This is a genomic window from Arthrobacter rhizosphaerae (assembly GCF_023062595.1).
Lineage (GTDB): Bacteria > Actinomycetota > Actinomycetes > Actinomycetales > Micrococcaceae > Arthrobacter > Arthrobacter rhizosphaerae.
The window spans coordinates 1-18708 of record NZ_JALLAN010000017.1; the positions used below are offsets into that span (position 1 = coordinate 1).

14 protein-coding genes are annotated in these 18708 nt (G+C 61.5%); 5 read left to right on the forward strand and 9 right to left on the reverse strand.

The genetic code is table 11. From position 1 onward, the window contains the following. Positions 1-267 precede the first annotated feature (267 nt). On the forward strand, positions 268-993 hold the full coding sequence (locus tag MU551_RS19190; RefSeq protein ID WP_247048148.1) for a hemerythrin domain-containing protein: 726 nt from the start codon (positions 268-270) through the stop codon (positions 991-993). Positions 994-1459: 466 nt separating this feature from the next. Here MU551_RS19190 and MU551_RS19195 read toward each other — a convergent pair whose 3' ends face one another. Then, positions 1460-1834: a hypothetical protein gene (locus MU551_RS19195; protein ID WP_247048149.1), complete on the reverse strand. Its 375-nt coding sequence runs from the start codon at positions 1832-1834 to the stop codon at positions 1460-1462. Between the two features lie 161 nt (positions 1835-1995). On the opposite strand from MU551_RS19195, the gene MU551_RS19200 reads away from it, so the two are divergent. Both MU551_RS19200 and MU551_RS23520 read left to right on the forward strand, forming a co-directional pair. Further along, the gene (locus MU551_RS19200; protein ID WP_247048150.1) at positions 1996-2637 is read left to right on the forward strand and encodes a response regulator; all 642 of its coding nucleotides are present in this window, start codon (positions 1996-1998) and stop codon (positions 2635-2637) included. Then, positions 2634-4382 (forward strand): sensor histidine kinase, encoded by a 1749-nt coding sequence (locus MU551_RS23520; RefSeq protein ID WP_247048151.1) that lies wholly within the window; start codon positions 2634-2636, stop codon positions 4380-4382. Before MU551_RS19200 ends, MU551_RS23520 begins: the two co-directional genes overlap by 4 nt. 99 nt (positions 4383-4481) lie before the next feature. Here MU551_RS23520 and MU551_RS19210 read toward each other — a convergent pair whose 3' ends face one another. After that, on the reverse strand, positions 4482-5669 hold the full coding sequence (locus tag MU551_RS19210; protein ID WP_247048152.1) for an acyltransferase family protein: 1188 nt from the start codon (positions 5667-5669) through the stop codon (positions 4482-4484). Positions 5670-5948: 279 nt separating this feature from the next. On the opposite strand from MU551_RS19210, the gene MU551_RS23385 reads away from it, so the two are divergent. Then, positions 5949-6113: an alanine:cation symporter family protein gene (locus MU551_RS23385; protein WP_308198327.1), complete on the forward strand. Its 165-nt coding sequence runs from the start codon at positions 5949-5951 to the stop codon at positions 6111-6113. Between the two features lie 247 nt (positions 6114-6360). Here MU551_RS23385 and MU551_RS23525 read toward each other — a convergent pair whose 3' ends face one another. Continuing rightward, a complete protein-coding gene (locus tag MU551_RS23525; RefSeq protein WP_308198325.1) occupies positions 6361-6591 on the reverse strand; it encodes a hypothetical protein in 231 nt (76 codons plus the stop codon). A 1576-nt stretch (positions 6592-8167) separates the two neighbouring features. Between MU551_RS23525 and MU551_RS19225 the strand changes: the two genes are divergently transcribed. Further along, a complete protein-coding gene (locus MU551_RS19225; protein WP_247048153.1) occupies positions 8168-10081 on the forward strand; it encodes a GmrSD restriction endonuclease domain-containing protein in 1914 nt (637 codons plus the stop codon). Positions 10082-10232: 151 nt separating this feature from the next. Here MU551_RS19225 and MU551_RS19230 read toward each other — a convergent pair whose 3' ends face one another. The 6 genes from MU551_RS19230 to MU551_RS19255 form a co-directional block, all read right to left on the reverse strand. Next, entirely contained in the window at positions 10233-10973 is a 741-nt protein-coding gene (locus tag MU551_RS19230; protein WP_247048154.1) for a M48 family metallopeptidase, read from the reverse strand. Beyond that, positions 10960-14061 (reverse strand): type I restriction endonuclease subunit R, encoded by a 3102-nt coding sequence (locus tag MU551_RS19235; RefSeq protein WP_247048155.1) that lies wholly within the window; start codon positions 14059-14061, stop codon positions 10960-10962. The genes MU551_RS19230 and MU551_RS19235 overlap by 14 nt, the downstream gene beginning before the upstream one ends. Beyond that, positions 14058-15272 (reverse strand): restriction endonuclease subunit S, encoded by a 1215-nt coding sequence (locus tag MU551_RS19240; protein ID WP_247048156.1) that lies wholly within the window; start codon positions 15270-15272, stop codon positions 14058-14060. The genes MU551_RS19235 and MU551_RS19240 overlap by 4 nt, the downstream gene beginning before the upstream one ends. Then, positions 15272-17716, reverse strand: coding sequence for a type I restriction-modification system subunit M (locus tag MU551_RS19245; protein WP_247048157.1), 2445 nt, complete (start codon positions 17714-17716; stop codon positions 15272-15274). Before MU551_RS19245 ends, MU551_RS19240 begins: the two co-directional genes overlap by 1 nt. Before the next feature lie 81 nt (positions 17717-17797). Continuing rightward, complete coding sequence (locus tag MU551_RS19250) at positions 17798-17995, reverse strand: excisionase family DNA-binding protein (RefSeq protein ID WP_247048158.1); 198 nt, start codon at positions 17993-17995, stop codon at positions 17798-17800. Between the two features lie 278 nt (positions 17996-18273). Further along, on the reverse strand, positions 18274-18474 hold the full coding sequence (locus MU551_RS19255) for a hypothetical protein (RefSeq protein ID WP_247048159.1): 201 nt from the start codon (positions 18472-18474) through the stop codon (positions 18274-18276). Between the last annotated feature and the right edge of the window lie 234 nt (positions 18475-18708).

Below are 18708 nucleotides of genomic sequence, written 5' to 3' on the forward strand. Positions count from 1 at the left end.
CCAAGCCGGTCCCGGTGACAACACCCCCCGGATCATTCATGACTGGGGGCAGAAACCATGCCGGGACCGACCGGCCAACACCCCTTATCCTGCAACAGGACCGGGGCTACGAAAAAGGTAACGGGGGCCAGCTCCTAAACTGACCGCCCCGCCGCTGTTCAGTCAGCCGTGGCTGGCGCAGCGACCATTGTGCGGCATGAGGGCCAGCGATACGATTCTGGCGGGGAGAGGTCCTTGTCTCGCACATCGACCGTTAGGGGCCTTCAAATGACTGATTTCTTCACCATGCAGCCCGGCGAGACCGCAGCGCCGTTGCCGCCGGGACCCGTCCTGTGTAGGGGAACGGCCGGCATGCGACGCATCCACCGCTTTTTCCTGTGGGCGTACGAGGAGGCACCGGGACTGGTGCGCTCCGCCGCAGCCGGCGACACCGCCCGCGCCGCTTACGTGGGCGAAGTGCTGGGGAACTTCGACAAGGTGCTCCATCTTCACCACGATGGCGAGGACCAGCTCATGTACCCGCAGCTCGCGGAAAGGGCACCGGCGTGCGCGTTGCACGTGGCGCAGATGCTTGAGCAGCACCGGCAGGTGACGCAGCGGCTCGAGGGCATCGAGCCGGTCCGGCTTCGCTGGATGGAGACGGCAGACCCGTTGATTGGCCGGGACCTCGCGGAGCGCTACGAGGACATGAAGACGGTCCTCAACGTTCACCTGCGCCGCGAAGTCACCGAGGTGATGCCCGTCGTGGACAGGGTGCTGACCGAGAAGGAATTGCAGGAGGGCGCTACGCACGGGATCGATCAGCTCGACAAGAAGTTCCTGGTTGGCTACCTCGGGATGGTGCTGGCCACGAATCCACGCCAAGACCAGAAGGAAATGATCAAGGACATCCCCGCCCCGGTGCGCCTTGGCTACCGCCTCGTGGGGCGCAGGATGTTCCGGAAACAGTATGCGACGCTCTTTCCCGGGCGCCCGATTCCGGAGACACTATAGGCCGCGCCATCGGGCTGACGGTTGCCCAAGAGGGGCAACTCATCGCAGACGCCGCTACCTCGCCTCAAGGCCGCCCCAACCGATGCAATCGAGCGAAGCGGTTCGGATTCCCTCTCCCGCCCAGCAGAGGAAGCAGCACGTCAGCAGCAGGCGCCGCCCGCACAGCCCGCCGTCCCCGCAGCTCCGTCCGGATGCGATCCAAACTATGCGGGGCCATGCGTGCCTATTGCATCGGACGTAGATTGTGCCGGAGGCAGCGGCAATGGTCCTGCGTATGTACGGGGACCCGTTACCGTCGTCGGATCTGACATCTATGGTCTCGACAGGGATGGCGATGGAGTGGGATGCGAGTGATGGCCTAGTAGTCCAGCGGAAGCAGGCCGGTCGACGATGGCTTCCAAAGGCCTCCGTCAACCGGTCCTGCCCCGAACGCCTAGGAGAACGAAATAGGGCTAGCCCCGAAGGCTCAGTCCAGGACCGGCGTCGAGCGACGCCCCGGCGAGAACATGAGTACGACGGCCGCGATCGTAAGCAGCACGAATACGCCAACCAGCAGCTTGATTGCTGTTGGCACGTCGACGAAGAACGCCGGCAGTGCGGTGAGGGTGATGAGGATGATCGCGCCAGCCGCGACACGGAGCGCGGCGCGGTTGCCGGTACGCCAGGTAACGATCACGGCGACCAGGCCGACGACGCCGAGCACGCTGTCGATAATGAGGATGCCGCTCGGCGGGCCAACCTGGCCGTCCGGAGTGGGGAACAGCACGCTGAGGATGTTAAACGCGCTGTAGCTGCCAGCCAGAAGGAGGCCGACCTTCTGTCGTTTCGATGTGGTATTCATGGTTGCTCCTCGGATGGGTCGGATGAAGTGGACCACTCCACTGTCGGCCCGCGCCGCTTCCCTCCACGAGAGACGGCCTGCCCGTTCATTTTCCCGCGGATTCCCGGCGAAAGGGAGGAAGTTCCCGGGTCAACCGGAGCGGACGCGCCCATAATGGGTTCATGAACCTCAGGGTGCTGATCGCGGACGACCATCCTGTCGTCCGCGGCGGGCTCCGGGCGCTGATCGAGACCCTGGAAGGACTCGAGGTGGCCGGCGAGGCAGGCGACGGCGAGACCGCCGTGCGGGAGGCCCAGCTCCTCCGGCCCGACGTCGTGCTCATGGACGTCCGGATGCCCGGTCTCGATGGCGTGGAGGCCACCCGCCGGATCCGCGCCTCGGTGCCGGAGACGGCCGTGCTCATGCTGACCATGTACGACGACGACGCGACAGTCTTCACCGCGATGCAGGCCGGAGCCCGTGGCTACCTGCTGAAGGGAGCCGGGCAGGAGGAGATCGTCGCCGCCATCCGTGCGGTGGTCACCGGGCAGGCGATCTTCGGGCCTGGCGTGGCGGCACGCATACTGGGCTACTTCACTGCACCACCCACACCAAGGCCCGCCCCCTTCCCGGAACTCACCGAGCGCGAGCGCGAGATCCTCGACCTGCTCGCGTCCGGACGGCGTACGTCGGCAATCGCCGAGGCGCTGTTCCTCTCCCCCAAGACGGTCAGCAACCACCTGACCAGCATCTTCGCCAAGCTCGAGGTGTTCGACCGGGCCGCGGCGATCATCCGCGCCCGTGAAGGCGGGCTCGGCACGTGACCGCCTATCCCTCACTGCTCGCGCTGGCCGTCCTTGGCGCGAGCGCGGTCATCAGCGGGTTGGCGTTGCTGGGCGTGCGGCGGGTCCGGCCGAGCGCCGTACTCATGGTGTTCGCAGGACTGGCCATCACCTCGGGGACCGTTCTGGAAGCGACCGGAGGCGGCTACCCGCCGCGCCTGGCATTCATCATCGGCGGCGCGTTGCTGGCGCCGCTCGCACTGACCGCTTACCCGGCGCTCACCTGGCGGCACCCGGTGGACTTCGTCTCGCTGGTGGTGATCGGAGGCTCGGGCGTCCTGGCGGTGGTCTGGGCGGCGAGCGACGCGGTTGCCACCGCGATGGTCCTGGTGATCGGCTGTTCCCTGATCGCGCACACGTGGTGGAAGATCGAACGTGCCACGGACCGCGACCGGTGGGCCCTCAAGTGGATGGCGCTCGCGGGTTCACTGGTGCTGATAACCATGTTCATTACCCCGTTCATGCAGCTCGGCACGGTCGGAGAGGTGATTGCCTACCTCGCCCTGGGCACCATCGCACCCGCCCTGTACGTCGGGGTCCGCCGGCCCGAGGTGGTCGATGTTAGGGGCCTGATGGTGCGGCTCGTGGTTTTCGTGACCGCGGTGGTCGGTTACGTGGCCCTCTTCATGACGGTCGAGTCGCTGGTCGAGATCCTGGGCGGCCGTGTCCCGCCTCCGGGCACGCTGGCGATCATCGGCGCCCTCGCGGCGACAACCTTCCATCCGCTGCAGGTGGTTCTGCGGGCCGTTGTTGACGAGCTCCTCTTCGGCGCACGCCCGGACCCGCTGGGGGCGGCCACCCGGGTGGTCGGCCACATCGGTGACGACCCGGTGCTCGCACTGCGGGCGATTCGCGAGGCACTGGTCCTCCCATACTGTGCGCTCCGCCTGGACGGGAAGACCGTGGCCCAGTCCGGGGCGGAGGTCACCCACACCAGGACCCTCCCGCTTTCCTTGGGGCCGGACCGGTCAGGGGAGCTCGCGGTGGGGCTGCGGCCCGGTGATCTGACTCTGTCCGCGGGTGACAGCAACGTGCTCAGCCTGGTCGCGCCGCTGCTGGCCCAAACCCTGCGGGCCCGGGTACTGGCCGACGAGCTGCGGGAGTCACGCGGGCAGGCCATTACCGCAATCGAAGAGGAACGCCGTCGGCTGCGCCGCGACCTCCACGACGGCCTCGGCGCCCGGCTGTCTGGGATCGCGTTCACTTTGGACGCCTTACGAAATACCCTGCCCAACGACTCCTCCGCGGCAGAGAACCTGCTGAGGACCCTGCGCCAGGAGACGGTGACAGCGATCGAGGACATCCGGGGGCTGGTCTACGCGATGCGACCACCTGCGCTCGACGAGCTCGGTCTCGTCACCGCCCTGCGGCAGCAGGCCCTGGCCCTGCGGGCTCCTGACGGGACACCATTGCGGGTCGATCTGCACGCAGACAGGCTGCAGGCGCTGCCCGCGGCCGTCGAGGTGGCGGCCTACCGCATCGTCATCGAGGCGCTGACCAACGTGGCCAGGCACTCGACGTCGACTAACGCGACGGTCAGCCTCACCCTCAGTGACGAGGCCCTCGAGATCGAGATCACCGACGACGGGAGCACCGGTACGTCGTGGCAGGCCGGCGTCGGCATCACCTCCATGGGCGAGCGGGCGGCCGAGCTCGGCGGCACGCTCTCCGCCGAGAGCACACCCGAAGGTGGCCGGGTGTATGCAGTACTACCAACCTCGCCGTGACTGGATACGGCCATTACGACGCCGGGATCCCCCGTCAGCACGAAAGCCTCCTTCGCCGTCCAGGACGGCGGCTACCCCCGTCGTTGGGTCCGTCGAAACCTACGCGCCGCGGCCAACAGACACCAGTTCACGCTCCGGCAGGTGCTCACGGGCTGGACGATCGACGTCGGGCTCAAGCCTTTTGTTTGCCCATCGGCGGAGGGGCTGCTCCACCAGACGGAACGACGCCCAGGCCAAAAGCACGGTCAGCGCCGCAGCCAGCGCGATGCGTAGCGGCAGTTCCGGGATCAAAGGCATCAGCAGGAGATACACAGGGATGTGCCAGAGATACATCCCATAGGAAAGGTCGCGGCCGGGCCCGGCAAGCCAGGGGTGGCTGAGGACCCGTGCGATGAAGCCGGCGGGCTGCAGGACAAGCGAGCCGATCAGCACCGCAGCCAACAGGGAAAGCACCGTGGGGCCGGCAGTCCAGAACGCGTTGAACCAGCGGCCGGGCGTGTCCGGTTCCTTCAGCAGGAACAGCGCTGCCACCAGGGTGAGGGCAGCCAGCGGCGCGCCCCGCCGTGCAGCAGACTGAAGGTAAACGTGGAGCGTGGAACCCGGGCGGATACTGGTGAACAGCAGGGCCAACGCGCATCCGATCAGCAACTCATCGGCCCTGGTGTCGGGCCCGTTGTACAGGCGCCCCAACGGCGCACCGACCAAAACCAGCAGGGACCGTTCCAGCAAGAAGGCGGCAGCCAGGCCGGCAGTCGCCCAGGCGACGGTGGGGACCCTCCAGAACCGCAACATCACCAGCAGGAGCAGCGGCCACACCAGATAGAACTGCTCCTCCACGGCGAGTGTCCACGTGGGGCCGAGGGTCTCCCCGGTGATGGAACCGCCGAACACGCCGACATGGGCCAGGTTCATCACGTACGCGGCCGCCGGCAGGACAAACCCGGTTTGGCCACCCCACGCGGAGCCCGGAAAGACTAAACCGACGGCGACGATCACCCCACACAACGCCAGGAGTGCAGGCCAGAGCCGGGCCAGCCGCTTGGCATAGAAAACACCCAGCCGCAGCCGTCCGGTGGCGAGCCGCTCCTTCAAGATCAGCAGGGTGATCACAAAGCCGCTGAGCGTGAAGAAGACGTCGACGCCGATGAAGCCGCCGGGAACGAGTTCCGTTGCCGTGTGAAAGAAGAAGACACCGACCACAGCCACCGTGCGGAGCCCGTCGAGGGCGTGCTTCCGCCCGGAGATCAGCCAGGTTTCGGGGGCTGGAGGACATTCTTGGACTGACAATTTTCCGCTGCTCGACCTAAAATCCATCCATCCAGCCTACATAACGTTTCGGTAACTCCCCTGAACGGTGTCTGGATGCACGCTTGGAACGTGGGGTTGAGCCCCTTGAACTCACGCTTCTTGATCGCGAGACCGCAGCGGCCCAGAACCCGTCGACAATAGGGTGACGACCGTCCCCCACGGCACCAGCGCAGCACCCTGCATCGGGGCCGCCATTGCACCCTAGCCGTCGAGGATTAGTTCGACGTCGGTCCTGAGACCGCCGCGTTGCCTCAACGCATGTCCTGCCGCGTCGGCTCCGAGAACATCGCCGGCGTCGCTACCGCGATCGCCTTAGGCGGACCGGGCGCCCGTTCTGGATGTGGGCAGTCGCCTTCGTGGGCGCGTCGACGTCGTTCATCGACTAGACGCTCGGCCATTTCTACAACACCGGCGACCCCCTGACCGGCGAGTATCGCGTACCGGCCTACTCCTTCTCCCGCACCTTCGCCCACACAAGGGCGCCGCGTTCTTCAAGGTCTCCAGCTAGTCTTCGCCGGCGTGACCGTTCTGACCTGTGACGTTCTGATAAGTCGATCGGCGGCGCCTCGCGCTGCCGGATTACTGAGGGCTGGGTGGACGCGAACGTCCGCAACGCCATTGTCTTCACCTGTAACGTGCACAGCAACTGGGCCGACGACCTCAAGGTGGACTAGAAGAACCCGGCCTCACCCGTGGTCGGCTCGGAACTGGCGTGCACCTCCATCACGTCCACCGGCAACGGATCCTGCTCCATCGTGGATCCGAACATGTCCTGGAACCGCACCTGAAGTTCTCCAGCGACAACTGCGCCTACGGGAACACGAAGATCATCAAGGACGCGCTCAACGCCGACTTCCGCGTGCTGGGCTAACTTCACGACGCCGGGAGCCCCCGTCAGCACGAAGGCCTCCTTCGCCATCCAGGACGGGTCCCGGGCTGGATGGCGCGGGGCTAACCTGCGCGGTCAAAGCATGACGACGCCGAGCAACGGCTACGTTGCCGGCAGACTGCCGCATTCCACGCCGGGGGCATCGACCGCGCTGCTCCAGGGCGGAGGTGCTGGTAAGCCATTGAGGTTGGTACTCGAAAAGTTTACAGTCGGGCTCAAGGCAGATGTCTACGGCGTACCGTATATCCCGAACCCGCAGGGTGTGTGGTGCCCCAGTTCAGCCGTGCACTCCAAGTGGCATTCAAATTTGGTCGCGCCAGTTTTTCGTTTGCGTTTCAACGCAGGCCCTTAGGCCAACTGCTATTGTATTCGTCCAGAATTGAAGATGATATGAGGATATCAAAAGATTGGATCAAGAATTCCATTCTCTCGCGCTGATTCGAAGCAAGAATATCCGTCCTCTATTGCGCTTTAGGCCGTAAATGCCAAGATTATCAAATGACGACGTATAACCGCCGAGGTCACTACCGGCGCGGGCCGAAAGGACAACGTGTTTGGGTTTCCAGCCACACGGTTACCCGAACGAGCGGACAGACGTATTCGCCCAGATCATCGCCCCGCTATGTGCCCGCCTCATACGTGCAAACGCAACCTAGCTATAAGAATCCGGTTTCTCCGATAGTCCGGATGCCCCGCTCCACAGGATTAATGCGCCCCAATGCTGTCTGCCCGGTTTGCGGTGCGTATGTGTACTTTTACTCGAATGAGTTTGGAAGCCGGGTGTATTTCGACGAGATCGGTCCTCCTTGGCCCATACATCCCTGCACTGATAATGCACGAAACCTTAGTTCACCGAACCCTGGTTCTAACAAGCGCCGCGCTCCAGCGCTTTATCCGGCTGCCGCCGGACGCCGGAAGTTGGTTTCCGAGCAAGTTCCTGCCTCTGTCATAAGAAAAGCGTTCACCATCCTCGGCTTTCGGCAACACGAAAGTGGCACGACGCTGCGTCTCCAGCCGCTTTATCAGAGGTTTGGTGAAGAAGCGTGGGTGACGCCTTTATATGTCGCTCCGCCAGTCGGCCAGCTAGTGTTCGTGCACGATAATGTGCTGTCTTACGTGGATGAGGCACGGATTGAGGCAGTGCAGTTACCCATTCAACTTGATCGGCTGTTACCAAAGGATTCATTTATCGCGCGGCTTCGAAAGAGGTGGAGCTAGGTGCTTTCCTTTGGATGAAGGGAACCGGCGATTGGCCAGCCTTCCCAGAGACGCAGGAATAGACGAGCAAGACTCGAGAGTGTCGTCGAGTCCGGAGCCCGCTGACGCACATTCCGGGTGGTCCACCATAGAATTAGATTTCGCCGCTGGGTTTGACTTCAGCGCATTACTCTTGGTGGCACTCATCACAGTAGACGCTGATATCAACGCACAGGACTGGCGGGCGTGCTCTCGAGGATCCGCCACCAACGATGCGTCCTAGAGTGGGAAAGATGACCAAGAAGACACCTGGAAGATTTCATCGGTTAGCTCATTTTTGAAGCACTGAAGCTCGCATAACTTTGTCGAACCCATTAATCAGGAGTCAACAGTGAAATTGTCCACAATTCTTGACCAGATCGACAGCCAAGATATGGCCCTTCCTGAGTTTCAGCGTGGCTATGTCTGGAACCGCCAGCAGGTCCGTAGCCTCTTCACATCACTGTACAAGGGTTACCCCATTGGCGGCTTCATGACTTGGAATACCGCTGTAATGACGGCCAGAACACGAGGCGGGGAAATTGATCGGGACGGCAGTGTCAAGCTGCTCCTGGATGGACAGCAGCGCGCCACGACTCTCTATGGCGTGATGCGCGGGGTACCCCCGAAATTCTTCGAAGGGAATGCCCAAGCATTTACTGATCTGTACTTCAACGTTTACGACGAAGTTTTCGAATTCTATGCCCCGGTCAAGATGAGAGATAACCCTGGATGGGTCGATGTTTCTGAACTGATGGTCAAGAACGTCGAAAACTATTTGGCTTCTCATCCCGACATAGCGGAACTGGGACCGACGCAGATGCTGAAAGTCATGGCCCGCATAACTAAGCTCGCCGGCGTGCAGCACCGGGATGTTCACATCGAAGAAGTCAGCGGGTCGGACAAGACCATCGACGTCGTTGTAGACATTTTTAATCGGGTGAACTCTGGGGGCACCAAGCTGTCCAAGGGAGACCTCGCCTTAGCCAAGATCTGTGCATCCTGGCCTGAGGCCAGGTCTGAGATGAACGGACACCGGTTGAAGTGGGAATCTGCCGGCTACCGATTCACACTCGAGTGGCTTCTCCGTAACGTGAACGCTGTCGTGACAGGTGAGGCGCTTTTCACCGCGCTGGCACCAGTCACTGAAGACGAGATTCGTAAGGGGTTAAAGGAGACGGCCGGTCTCGTGTCCATGGTTTTGGATGTTATCGCCGCGCGCCTCGGGCTTGATTTCGATCGCGTGTTCCCGGCGCGTTTTGCCGTGCCAATCATTGCCCGATACCTGCATAACAACAACGGACGGTTCCCCAATGCGGTCGAGCGAGACCGAATTCTGACTTGGTACATCCATGCAGCCATGTGGGGACGTTTCGCCGGTTCCACCGAGTCCTTTCTAAATGTCGACCTCAAGGCCGTTGATGAGAATGGTATTGAAGGTCTGATGACGCAAATGCTCCGTTCTCGCGGCGACTTGGCGGTTAGAGAGGGAGACTTCGGAGGCAACACAATTGGCGCCCGCTTTTATCCGATGCTGTACATGCTTACACGTACACAGGGGGCGAAGGACTTCACTACGGGCATTGCTCTCTCAGCTCATATGCTCGGCAGGAACTCGTCCCTTCAGGTCCACCACATTTTCCCCAAAGCCCGACTCTACGAGGCCGGGTACACGAAGGAGGAAGTCAACGCTGTCGCAAACTATTGCTTCCTCACACAGGACGCGAACCTTGATATTACAGACCGCGATCCCGCCGAATACTTCCCTGCCGTCGAGGCCGCCTTTCCGGGGGCGCTTGCCAGCCAGTGGATCCCCCAGGACCGATCTCTATGGTCACTTGATAAGTATCGCGAATTCCTGGCAGCTCGCCGTCAGCTCCTGGCGGACGCCATGAACACCGTTCTAGACGAGCTCTGGCACGGTACAACCTCGGATGACCTCGAACGAACGGCACTCGCACCTGATGTCTCCACGACCACGTTGGCGGAAGTTGAAGAGCTAGTTAGGGACCTATCGGATATGGGGTTCGCTGTTGGTGAGGTAGACGCTGAGGTCCGCGATCACGAGTCCGGTGATCTCGTATGCGTAGCAGAAGCGCACTGGGCCGACGGCCTCCAGCCAGGGATGACCCCGCCGCTCGTGCTGGAACTGGATGGGAATGAGAGTGAACTGAACCAGCTTGCCAGTCTCGGGTATCTTGTTTTCACGGACGTTCAGGCTGTTCGACAACACGCCACTGAGATCGTGCTTGCTCCATCAATTTAGCCGTGCCGGAGGAGCCCGCCGCGTTCCTTCTTGGTGAGTCACACATAGCGCGATGGAAGTGTAACTCGAAATCTTAGTCGACCCCATCGGGTCGGATGCGCAAATCGCTGCTTCGTGAGATGCTTTCCTCTAGCCGTGTCGCCGCCCCGTTTCATCCCGTCTGCTCGCCTTCGCCCCACTCCTCGTGCCCGAGCGGGGCTTCGTTCAGCTCGTCTCGCCGTGCGCGCCAGTTGGGAAGGACCTGGTCCATCAACGCCACGAACTTCTCGCCGTGCCCACGTTCACGCAGGTGCGCGAGTTCGTGGACGACGATGTACTCCAAGCACCGCGGGTCCTTCTTCGCCAACTCCGGATTGAGCAAGATCGTCCGTGACGTGGTGACGCAGGTGCCCCACTTGGTCTTCATCCGACGCACGACGAACCTGTCCGCCTCGACCCCGAGGATCGGCTGCCACTTCTCCAGCAGCGCGGGCACGGCCGCCCTCAGCTCACGCCGATACCAGCGATCCAGTGCCCCAAACCGCCCGACGGCGTCGGTTCCATCGGGCGTAATCACCCACAGCGTGTTGCCGTTGGTCTCGACACCGTACGCACCGCTCGACTTGGAGACGTCGAGGAGATACCGCTGACCCCAAACGTAGTGGGTCTCCCCCGAGACCATCTTGCGCTCTGTCTGCCTGTCCGCATTCTGGAGCTGCTCCCGCTGACGCTTGATCCACGAGAGCCGCTGCACGACCGCGAGCCGGATCGCGTCCTCAGTCGTCCGCCGCGGTGCAGCGACCCGCACCCGGCCTACCGGCGGGTAGACCGAGATGTGCAGGTTCTTGATGTCTTTGTAGACGATGTCGACGCCAAGGCCCGCGACGGTGAGGTAGCCGCTAACGGTACTCATCGTTGTTCTTCAACAGTTCAATGAACTCAGCCAGTGAGTACTCTTCGACGCCTGGGAGTTCCTTGCGCAGCTCACGAGCGAGCGCGCGTTCCTTCATCCTGCCGGCACCGGCGTCGGCCCATCCGTGTTCCTTGCTCGATTGGATTCGGCGATGCAGTGCTTCTTGGTCGACGACCAGATCTCCTGGATGCCACTCAAAGTCCACGATTGCCCGACGCGCAGGTGTGGTCGCCCATTCCGGGTAGGTCTTGCCGTCTGCTGCCTCTCGGGTGCCGACCTTCTTCGTCAGCTCGATGAGATTTCGGAGGTAGTCCGCGTAGTCCTCGGCATCTTCCTTCTGCTTCTCGATGAGTGCGTCGAGGAGTTCGGACATGTGCTCGTAGTAGCGCGGGTTCATCGCGTGCTCGTCCACGATGGTCTTGCGGACGTTGTTGATGATCGTCTCCGCTGTGGCTGCGCTGCTGCCCCTAATTCCAGGTGGCAGCGTGTCGATCGCGTCCGGCCCGCGCTCGACGATCAGCTCAACCAGGGTCTTTTCCAGTTCGGCGACCTGTTCGACGGGTTTGGCGTTGATGTAGGTGTCGAGCAATTGACGCATCCCGGCCTCGTACTGCTTCATGTCGATGTTCTCACCGGCTCCGGCCTCGACCTCGCTCTTGGCGGCGGCGTAGTGGGCGACTTCATCCTTGATCGACGCGATGTCAGCCGCCGTGTAGCCGGCGGCTTCCATGTCGCTGGCGACGGCTCCGAAGGCGCGTACGAGGGTGGCAACGGACTTGTAGAGCAGTACGCGTTTGGGTTCGTTGTCCTTGATCTGGTCGGCATCGCCGGGCGTGGACGCAACGAAGTAGCGCTGGTATTCGAGCGTATCCTTGGGCGGGGCGACCGGCTCGCACAGAGCACGGACGGCGTCGAGAGCCTCCTCGAGATCTTTGCGGTCTTGCTCACTGCGATCGCTGATCAGTCCGTCGACGTCATCGGTCTCGTACTCGCCGAAAGCTTCGGAGGTGTAGTCGGTGACGGTCTTGTCGAGCGACTTGAACAGGTCTCGGTAGTCGACGATGTATCCGTAGGTCTTGTCGTCGCCGTCGAGGCGATTGACGCGGCAGATTGCTTGGAAAAGGCCGTGGTCGCGCATCGACTTGTCGATGTACAGGTACGTCGCACTCGGCGCATCGAAGCCGGTCAGGAGTTTGTCGACCACGATGAGCAGCCGCATCTGCCCGGGCTCTTTGATGAACTTCTTCTTGACGTCGGACTCGAACTCTTCAACGCGGCCGATGGCCTTGTCGGGGTGCTCGCCGAAGTGGTCGGCAAGCATTTGCCTGTAGATCTCGTACTTGCGGAGCTCTTCTGTGTCGCCGTCGCCCGCGTCTTCCTTTGAGATCGCGGTCGGGTTGGGCTTGTAGCTGGTGACGATCGCGACCTTGCCCTTGAAGCCGCTCTTCACGAAGGCCTCGTAGAACGTGCAGGCCTGGTAGACCGAATCGCTCACCAACATGGCGTTGCCACGCCCGCTGAGCAACCGCGGCTGGGTCTCCATGTCCATGAGGATATCTTGGACGATTTGCGCCGAGCGGGGTGCAGAGGAGAAGACCTTCTGCATCGTGCCCCACTTCTTCTTCAGCCGTGCCTTCGACAGGTCGGTAAGGTTGCGGGTCTTAGCGTCAAACCACTTGTCGACCGCGGCAGAGCCCTGAAGCTCCTGCTCAACCTTGCGGGCCTCGTACTTCAGATCGAGTACGACGCCATCGCGGACAGCCTCGTCGAACTTGTACGTGTGGATGAACGAGCCGAAGGTCTCGATGCTGGTCTTCTTGTCGCTCTTCAGCAGCGGCGTACCGGTGAAGCCGATGAACATCGCCCCGGGCATCAGGTCCTTCATGATGCGGTGCATCTTGCCGCTCTGAGTGCGGTGGGCCTCATCGACGAAGACGAAGATATTACCCTTGGCACTGAACCCGTTGGGGATCTTCGTCCTGAGTTCCTTAGCGAAGTCCTCGGCATCTTTGTCGCGGGCTTCGTCGTCGGTACCGCGGAACTTGTGTACCAGCGAGCACATAAGCGGCGGGTTGGATGTGTTGAGCATCGCAAGCATGTCCGCACCCGACTGGGTACGGACGATCTTCTCGCCGACCCCGGAGAAGCCGCCCTCAATCTGCTCGTCCAGCTCAGTGCGGTCAGTGATTACAAGGACACGTGCATTATGTTGGGTCTCCAAGATCCACTTCGCCAGCCACACCATGGTCAAGCTTTTACCCGACCCCTGGGTGTGCCAGATGATGCCTCCCTCGCGCTTGGCGATCCGATCCTGCGCGGCCCGGACGCCGAAGTACTGGTTGTGGCGCGGGGACTTCTTGACGCCCGCATCGTAGACAATGAAGTCATGGATGATCTCCAGGAAGCGCTCCTTTGAGCACATCTGAGTGATGGCGAGGTCGAGGTCGGCGTTCTCGCGTTCTTCCTTCCACCGCAACCAGTACTTCTCCGGGGTCTCAATCACCCCGTAGTGCAGCCCCCCTACATCGTTGCCCGCGAACAGCAGTTGGATGGTCGTGAAGAACGGGCGGACGAAGTCATGGCGCTGGTTGCCGATGTTTTGACGGATACCACTGGCGACGCTCACCGTCGAGCGCTTCAATTCGACCACACCGAGCGCGATCCCGTTCACGTAGAGCACGAGGTCAGGTCGCTTCGTGTGCTCGCCTTTGACCGTGACCTCTTCGGCCACGACGAAGTCGTTCTTCACCGGGTTGGACCAGTCGATCAGGTGGACTGAGTGGGTTGTCACGCCGAAGTCGGTCTTGACCTTCGCGCCGTATCGGAGCAGCTCATAGACCTTCCGGTTCTGGTCGTACAACGAAGAGCCGCCGCCGAACGCAGCGGCGGTCAGGAGCTGCTGTACCGCTCGAGAGGCAAGAGCCTCGTCGTACCCACGACCGAGCAGGTAAGCGCGGAGCTTCACCTCATCGACGTTGCGGTTGTCCTGATCCTTCAGGTTCCCGCCGTAGGCATAACCGAGCTTGTCCTTGAAGAGCTCGACGACCCGGCGTTGTGTCGCGCGCTCCTTCTGACCGACCGTGCTCATGCTTCCTCCGTCACTCTCAGGCGGGTCCGACCCGTCAACAGCTCCTGCATCATCCCAACCTTCACCGCACGAGCAGACTCCAAACGACGCTCCAACGCCCTGATTTCGGAATCAGCGTCTCTGAGCAGCTGTGCGATTGCTGCCTGCTCCTCGATAGTGGGAGGAACCAAGAGCTCAAGAGTCACCAAATCACGCTGATACAAGTGAGTGATCGTTGAGCCTGCACTGAGTCCTGCAACGAACTCCTCGAACACGCGAGACCGCAACATCCAGTAGATGAATTCGGAGTCGTAGGCACCACGCTTTGGACGCAGAATAAAAACGCCACTGTTCAGTGTTGACGGTCCAGGCATCGAGTCGACTATTGCAACTTTCCCAATCGTGCCATCCTTCGTTATAAGCACGTCGCCATTCTGAAGCTGAATGTTCTTGTCCTGATCAAAACGCCGCTTGTCTACGAACGCAGTGGCACCCCAATCGACATGGCCACTCTTGAAGTCAGTACCGCCGACGAGCCGATACTCGCCCGAGGTCAGATATTCCCCGGTGGTCAGTCCTTGCCAGCCGATGCGAGCTTTGAGATGGGAGTAATCCGCCACCGGAAGGATCGCCCATGCGCCGCTGAAACCGGGGAGGCGTGTGCGGCCGGTGAGAAGTTGCTGCATCACGCCCCGTTTGACATCACACTTCTTCGCGATCAGTCTTTCCAGCGCGTCCAAGAGGTCATCAACCCGTCGTATAGCTTCAGCGATCGCACGCTGCTCTTCGATGCGCGGTGGATTGATTTCGAGCTGCGCGAGCTGCTGCGCATTAACTCCAGGCTGCCCGCTACGCATGGACTCCGCGGCGATCCAGTTCCAATAGTTCTTACTCTGGAAGATGCACGATAGATAGTCCGGATCTAGAACATCCGGATCCGGGCGTACCGCCATGAGGAATCCCGCGAAGACGAGATCGCCGTCGACAGGTCGATAGCGGTACGACTTGCCCACACTAGCGCCTGTACGGGCGACGACGAGATCGCCGTCCAGGAGAGAGTAGTTAATTGCCTTTGGGTCGGCGACGCTAACGGCCGGGTCGGGACGAAACCGGCCATACTGGTCGATATCAGTAATCCGAATGTACGCCGGCAGCTCCGCGCTCCACGGGACGGCCGATGCCCCGATTCCATAGCGAGGACGACTCTCAAGGTAACTCTGGAGCGATGGCATCAGACTCCCATCCTGCCCAGGTCATCAGCAACCGCAGCTCCAAGACTTTCAACCTGAGCTTCCAGGGCTTGAACCGTGTGCTGATATCGCCTCCCAAGCACTCCGAGCCGCGCAATGAGGATCTGCCCGAGGGCCGTTACTTCACCGTTAATCTTACGCTGGAGAGTGCCACCCCATTTATCTTCGATGACAAGGTTCTGCACTTCAGTCTCCGTCAGCGACTTGTACTTCGCGACCACCTTCTCGTTGAGAGCCATGGTCGCGTCCTTGGCCGCGCCCTTGGCCTTGGCCTCTGCCGCGTAGAGGACCAGGACATTGGCAAGTGCCGCGATCTCGTCCGGGTCCCCCGTGGTGGTCTTGAGTTCCTTCAGTGCGGCCTTCGCGGCAGCATTGGTGAGCTTGCCCTCGTCGTCCGCGGCATCGAACAGCAGCCCGCCTTCGACGGCGTTCTCTTCGATGTATTCAGCGACCGCGAGAGTGGCTGCGTCGCGTGCCTCTGTGAGGCCGTCCAGTTCGGCCCGTTCCATGGCGAAATAGCGGGCGACCACGTGCTCTGGCGGGAGGAGGTCCATCACCCAGCGTTTCGCCGTCGCGCCTGTGCCGAAGACGATGTGGGCGTCTTCGTACTTGGGCTTATCGTTCTTGTCCTTCCACATGCGTGCGGTGCGCGGCTGCACAGCCTTTGTCCAGCCTTCGCTGGCGATCAAGAAGACATCGTCGTGCATGACGTCGTTCCAGTAGCTCATGAGCTGCTCGTAGACACCGTACTCGTCGATCAACGGTCGCGACCGTTGTGCTTCCAGGAGTGCCTCGGAGATGTCAAGGATGAGGTCAGCGGGCTTGGTACGCGGTTCGATCGTTTCGAGAAGGCCACGCTTGCTCGCCCACCACTGCTGCAACGTGATTGCAGTGTTGTGATCGAAAGCTTCGTACTCACGGGAGCCGGTGACCATGGACCGGATCGCACTCGGCTCGACTTTCAACTCCGAGTAGCCGTCACGCAGCGGCGCAAAAAGCTCGCCACGGAGGCTCGGGAAGGCTTCCCAGTAGGGCTGGAGTGCGTCGAGGTCGCAGTTGGGGATGCCGCCGAGCATATGGGCCCGCAGGTTCTGGATGTCCTCGGGTTCGGAAGAATCGATGTAGCGCGGGATGTTGAGGTTGTAGTCGTTCATCGGATCTGCGATCTCGCTGACGGGCACCATCCGGGAGTACCTCGCGATGTCCTTGCCGCTTGTGAAGGCGTCGACGATCTTGTGCATATCGCGCGGGCGCAGCCGGTTCTTGGGGCCGTCCTTGGCGAAGCCCTTGCTCGCGTTGATCATGAAGATGCCGGTGCGTGCCTGGGCGTCCTCCTTGTCGAGGACGATCAGACAGGCGGGGATACCGGTGCCGTAGAAGAGGTTCGCGGGCAGACCGATAATCGCCTTGATGTAGCCACGCTTGATCAGTTCGGTGCGGATCCTCGCCTCCGAGTTCCCACGAAACAGCACACCGTGCGGGAGAACAACGACGCCCTTGCCCCGCGGCCGCAAGGACTTGACCATGTGCAGGAGGAACGCGTAGTCGCCGCTCTTGTCCGGCGGGGTGTCGAATCCGTCGAAACGGCCGAAAGAGAAGTCGAATCCGTTGCGCCAGGTCTTGACCGAGAACGGCGGGTTGGCCACCAGGTAGTCAAAAGTCTGGAGGTTGCCGTTGTAGGTAAACTTCGGGTTGGCCAGCGTATTGCCCTGCCGCAGGTCGTGGGTCTCGTTGTCGTGCAGGATCATGTTCATGCGCGCGAGCGCCCAAGTGGCGTTGTCGTTCTCCTGGCCGTAGATTGTCAGCCCGTTCACGGCGGCGTCGGCGACCTTGATCAGTAGCGATCCGGAGCCGCATGTCGGGTCGTACACGGTGGTGGACTTCGGGGTGTTTGCCGGGATTTGGAGCAGCTGCGCCATCACGCGGGAGACCTCGGCTGGAGTGTAGAACTGGCCCTTACTCTTACCCGACTGGGTGGCGAAGTGCCTCATGAGGTACTCGTAGGCGTCGCCAAGGAGGTCGTCCCCTTCGGCTTTGGAGCCGGTGAAGTCCATGTCCTGGAAGATGCCGATCAGGTTCGAGACCTTTTCTTGCAGCTCCCTGCCGGAGCCCAGCTTCGCCGGGTCATCGAAGTCGGCGTTGTTGATAACGCCCAGCAGGTCGTTCTCTTCGGCGAGACGCCTGATCGCGATGTTGACCTTTTCCCCGACGTCGGGCTTGCCTTTGAGCGAGATTAGGTAGTCGAAGGAGCCGTCGTCGGGGACGTAGATGAGCGCCGACTTGTCAGCCTTAGCCTTGTCCGAGACGTACTTCACGAACAGTAGGGTGAGCACGTAATCCTTGTACTGGCTTGCATCCATCGATCCGCGCAGCTCGTCGGCGCTGCTCCACAATGAGGAATACAGATCAGATTTCTTCAGCGCCACAACTCACTCTTTCTACGTAAAAATTGGTATATCTGGAACGGCGAGAGGTTTTCCCGGACCCGCTAACACTGCACAAGGTCGTTACTCGCCGTCGCCCGCGTCCGAGATGGCGGCCCCGCCGCTGCGTACCCAGGCGTCGACCTCGATGGTCTGGAACTTCCAGAGCCTGCCAACCTTGTGGGCCGGCATAGAACGTTCGGCGATCCAGGTGTAGACCGTCTCTTTGGTCACGCCTAGGTGGGCTGCGATCGCGTCGGCAGAAAGCCACGGTTCTTTCACTACTGCACTCCTCGAGACAGTGAGCGGCCGACTGGTCGCTGACTGTCCCAATCTTAGCGGTGACTTACACGAAGTGACTCGGTTTAGATCGGATTGACCCAAATATGCAGCTTTTCTCGGCGGCAACGATTGAGAAATGGAACATTCGACGAGAGTCAGAGAGCCCCCCGCGGCGATGATCGTCGATAACCGCCGTTACGTCCCGGCCCTGCTGCCCGGGACTGTCTACGATTTCCAGTCCAGGTCCGGCCCACTTCCCTCAGGAGCCCACGGCAGCATTAGGAATCGATTCCGGGGACGACGAGCATTTCCCGCGCGATTCTGCACGTGCCCCGAAGCTGCGGACGGTCCTCTACGAGCTCGCGCTGACGCGACCCCAGTTCATGCAGCACGTTGAGGATCACGATGGCCGTGATCACGTCCACGACGGCGATCAGTTCGTCTATGGAATGAGTGGGAGTCTTTCCTTCGTACGCCATTGTCGTCCCGGACCAAAGTGGTCCGCCTCAGCCCACGATTTCACGTCCGGCAGGAGAAGTGAGGTTGCCGTCGGGTCGGGATGCGTAGCAAGAGCGTACAGGCGGTCTCGCAGTGCCGGGTCGTTGCGGAGGGACCCTTTGAACCACTCCTTGGTGATCCTGATCCGCGGGCACTTGCCCCAGCATCGCTTCGCGCATCGTCCTGAACTCGTCCGCCGGGATCGGCCGCTCGTC